Source organism: Sphingomonas azotifigens NBRC 15497 (assembly GCF_002091475.1).
GTDB classification, from domain to species: Bacteria; Pseudomonadota; Alphaproteobacteria; order Sphingomonadales; family Sphingomonadaceae; genus Sphingomonas; species Sphingomonas azotifigens.
This window is the reverse complement of the sequence record NZ_BCTR01000113.1, coordinates 1-4,382: the sequence shown is the minus strand read 5'-3', so window position 1 is coordinate 4,382 and position 4,382 is coordinate 1. Positions and strand designations below refer to the sequence as shown.

Below are 4,382 nucleotides of genomic sequence, written 5' to 3'. Positions count from 1 at the left end.
GATGATCGGTCGACGGACGCTGCTGCAAGGCGGTCTACCGTGAGGCCGATCCATGCTGAACCGCCCTGTACGCATCGCACGAGTGCAAGGCCGTATCCCAAGGGCGGCTGCATCATCCTGGCCCTGTCTTGCCTGGCGCCTGCCCTCGCGCGGGCGCAAGACTACAAGCCCGTCGTCTGCACGGCGCGCGCGCCCTATGCCGGTCGCCCCGTGCACGAAGCGGTCGCCGTGCCGGCGCCCAAGGCGATACCCGATGCCAAGCTGAATCCCGCGACGACCGCGCGGCTCGACGCTGCCCTCGCCGCGATCCAGGCTGCCACCCATGCGCTATCGATCACGGCGGCCGTGGGAATCGAAGGCAAAGGGGTGTGGACCGGCGATACGGCCGGCCAACGCCCGCTGTTCTGGGCAAGCGCCGGCAAGGCCTTCACCGCCGTGGTGGTCCTGCAACTCGCGCAGGAGCAGAAATTGTCGCTCGACGATGCGGTTTCCAAGTGGATTCCCGGCGTTCCCAATGGCGAAGTCGTGACGGTGCGCGATCTGCTGGCGCATACGGGCGGCCTGTTCAGCGCGAACGAGGACAAAAAGGCCCATGCCGCGCCGCGCTATCGCGATCCGGCTGAAAATCTGGCGATCACGCGCAAGCATGGGGCGCTCTTCTGTCCCGGCGCGAACTGGCGCTACTCCAATACTGGCTATGATCTGCTCGGAGACATCGTCCGGCAGGTCGATGGCCGGTCGATCGACGCGGCGATCACCGCGCGGATCGTCAAGCCGCTCGGGCTCACGTCACTGCGTGCGCTGCGGCCGGGCGGCGGGGCGGCCGGTGTGGCGCCGCTCGTGTCGGCACAGGCCACGCCGATCGATCCGAGTTGGGCAGGCGCGGCAGGTCCGATCGTCGGATCGGCCCGCGACATGGTTCGTTTCTGGTCCGCGCTGCTCGACGGCCGGCTGATCTCGCCGCGCCTGGTGCAGGCGATGATCGGGACGCTGTATCCGATGTTCGATCCCGGCACCTTCTATGGTCTCGGCGCAATGGTGTTCGACGCACCCGATGGCGACCGGCGACTGCTGTGGATCGGCCATGCCGGTGGGACGCCGGGCGCCAGCGCGCTCGTTGTCTACGCGCCTGCCGACCATGCCTTTGCCGCCGTCGCGCTGACCGGTGATGGTTCGGCGGTCGCGTCGGTCAATGCGTTGCTGAAGGCGCTGCGACAACCAGCGGCACACGAGGCGGCTACCGCTGCGAATACCGTTACCGCGACCGCATCGACACCCGGCCCGCAGATTTCGACGGCGAATTGGCGTGACGTGATCGACGCCGCGCGCGACGAAGGGTTCAACGGCGTTGCTTTGACCGCGCGGGGAAAGACGATCGACCATGTCGCCGCGATCGGTGTGGCAGACGCGGCCCATGGCGTCCCGCTGTCCGACCGGTCGCGGTTCGAGATCGGTTCCATGTCCAAATGGATCGCCTCCGTCATCGTCCTGAAGCTGGTCGATCAGGGCAAGCTCGATCTGGACGCGCCGATCGCCCGATATCTGCCCGACTATCGGGCCGACAATGGCGCGCGGCTGACGCTGCGGCGATTGATGAGCCATTCGAGCGGGCTTCCCAATGACATTCTCAAGGCGCGACAGGCCGATCCGGCGAGCCGGGGCGTGGAGCTGGACATGCAGGAGGCGGTTCGGCGCTATGCCAGTGGCGACCTGGCCTTCGCGCCTGGGACGCAATGGGAGTATTCCCAGTCGAACTGGATCCTCGTGCAGGCCGTGGTCGAGCGGGTCGCGGGCACTAGTTACCCGGCGCTGGTCGATCGCCTGTTGGTACGACCACTGGGTTTAGCGGACAGCGGCATCTATGCGGGCGATTCGGCAAAACAGGCCGGCATGGCAGTGGGCTATTCCACCCTGTCGCCGACGCCGCAGCCAAAGCCCAATCCGATCCCCGGGTTCATGGCGATGACCGGGGGCTTCTACACCACGGCGCCGGACCTGCTGGGCATCATGGACGCGGTGCTGAGCGGCCCATTGCTCCGCCCGGAGAGCCGAAAGGCGCTGACGACCATCCAGATGCCCGAGCAGCATTATGCGCTGGGCGGACGCATACGTTCCGCCAGGGTCGGCGGCACGCTGCGTGATCTTGCCTGGGAGGATGGCAGCAACGGTGGTTTCCGCATGGTGGCCCGGCGCGTGCTGGCGGACGGCCATAGCGTGATCGTCCTGAACAATGCGAGCTGGGACTATCAGAAGCTTGGGGACTTCGCCGACGCCCTTCTCGAGACGACGTATCGAGAGGAAAACACATCGTCGACGCAAGGGATCGAATGACGATGGACCGACGGACATTCTTGCAAGGCGGCTTGACCGCAGGAATGACGGCCCTGCTGCCTGCGCCCGTAGCTGCTGCAGGCCATCGGAACGACGCGAAGATCGATGCCTTTGTGAAGGCGAACGGTTTCGCCGGTACGATCGTCCGCGCTCGCAAAGGCCGGCTGGTCTATGCCCGCAATTTCGGGCTGGCGAACATCGCAGCGAAGACGCCGGCGACCACGGACACCGTGTACGGGATCGCGTCGATCTCCAAATTCCTGACCACGGTGACGGTGCTAAAGCTGGTCGAGGCCGGCAAGCTGTCGCTCGATGCGCCGATCGCCACCTTGTTGCCGGGCTATCGCGCCGACACGGGGACGAAAGTCACGCTCGCCCATCTGCTGTCGAACACCAGCGGAATCCCCAACGCTTTCACGAATGCGGTCAAGGCCGATCCGGACCTTGTCACGCGCGATATGGGCACTGCGGAATCGATTCGTCGCTTTGCCTCGGGCGATCTGATCTTCGAACCGGGCAGCAAGTTCGACTATGCCCTGACCAACTGGTTCATCGTCCTGGCGATCGTCGAAGCGGTGACCGGCAGGCCCTTCCAGAACGCGATGCGCGCGATCACGCTCGATCCGCTCGGCCTTGACCATACCACCGCTACGATCGGCATCGAGAATGAACCCGGCTCGGCCCGCTCCTATCGCACGATCGACCCGGCGGTCGAATGGCCCAGCCTGCGCACGCCGGTGATGGTCGCCTCGGGAGGCTATTACAGCACGGCGCCCGACATGCTGCGGCTGGCACATGCGGTGTTCGACCTGGGGTTCCTGGCGCCGGCATCGCTGGAGGCGCTGCGTACCGTGCGCGTGGCCGAGCAGGACTATTCGCTCGGCGGGCGGGTACGCACGATGACGATCGCGGGCAAGCCGGTCCAGGCGGCATGGGAAACGGGACGGTTGAACGGCTATCGCTCGCTCCTCGCCCATCGCTACGACACCCGGGAAAGCATCGTGCTCCTCAACAACACCGGCATTTCGCAAAAGGCCATCGACCTTTTCGCCGACGACCTGTTCGGCGCAGCACCGCGCGGGTGAGCCTTGGTTGTGTCTCAAGTGTCTGCACGGCAAGTCAGACCATCTGGAGAAGCTACCAGCAGTGCGGCAGCGTTCCCCGCCTGAACGCGGCGGGACGCGCGCAGGGATTGGTGAATATTCGGCAACGAAGCGCATCGTTCCCGCGTTTACGGTCCCGATCTTGCCCTTTTCGGAGCGGCAGGAGCGCGCACTTCAACTGCTGCGAGAAGCTCGAATGGTTCAAGGGCGGACGCTGGCGAAGGCATTGGGACGATTGCGCATACTGGACGCCCCATGCGTGGCAGGATCAATGTTGCCGGCCAGATATCCTGAACGCTCGATCAACGCATTCACCGCCGCTGGGTCATCATAGGGCAATTCGATCAGTTCGCGGATCGCACGGCGCTTGTCGGACGCGCCGTCATAGTAGCGGCGCGCAATGCTATAGCCGACATAATAGCCGAGGTCGCCTACCCCGAACGGATTGTCCGACCCATTCCAGAGCCAGTTATCATAGTTGGTCCCCCGCATATCTGCCATAAACTGCTGCCGAATGGCGGCATCATGGGCAGGCCCGTAGGTATATACCGGCAACGCGGGCTTCCGGTTGGTGATCAATTCCGCGACCAGATCTGCGACGCCCTCCCGCAGCGCCTGTTGTGCGAGGGTTCCTTGAGTCTCCTGCTGCTGCGTGTGGACATATTCGTGGATATTATTCTGTGCGTTGTTCGCGAAGGGGCGGGAGCGGAAGAAGATGCGCAGCCGGCTCTGCAGGGGCTCCGGCAGCTCGGACACATCGACCGTTTCATCCCCCAGCGCCAGTTCTGCCCCGATCAGGACTTTGTCCCCGGTCGTCGTGCCGCCGGTGCGCAAAACCCCGATGGCATAGGTGATCGTCGCAGGGCGGAGCTCCGGATACAGACGCCGGAACCGGGCGATGTCGTCTTTCAGGGTCGACGCCGCCAATTGAGCGCGCGCGGTCAGGAG

3 protein-coding genes are annotated in these 4,382 nt (G+C 64.9%); 2 read left to right on the top strand and 1 reads right to left on the bottom strand.

Going from position 1 to position 4,382, the window contains the following annotated elements:
- Positions 1 to 210: 210 nt before the first annotated feature.
- On the top strand, positions 211 to 2,331 hold the full coding sequence (locus SAZ01S_RS22950) for a serine hydrolase domain-containing protein (RefSeq protein ID WP_167693247.1): 2,121 nt from the start codon (positions 211 to 213) through the stop codon (positions 2,329 to 2,331).
- Between the two features lie 44 nt (positions 2,332 to 2,375).
- Positions 2,376 to 3,416, top strand: a complete 1,041-nt coding sequence (locus tag SAZ01S_RS22945; RefSeq protein WP_218018164.1) for a serine hydrolase domain-containing protein — start codon at positions 2,376 to 2,378, stop codon at positions 3,414 to 3,416.
- 219 nt (positions 3,417 to 3,635) lie between these two features.
- Here SAZ01S_RS22945 and SAZ01S_RS22940 read toward each other — a convergent pair.
- Positions 3,636 to 4,382, bottom strand: a 747-nt coding sequence (locus tag SAZ01S_RS22940) for a DUF2268 domain-containing putative Zn-dependent protease (protein ID WP_174596167.1), incomplete at its 5' end; no start/stop codon positions are given.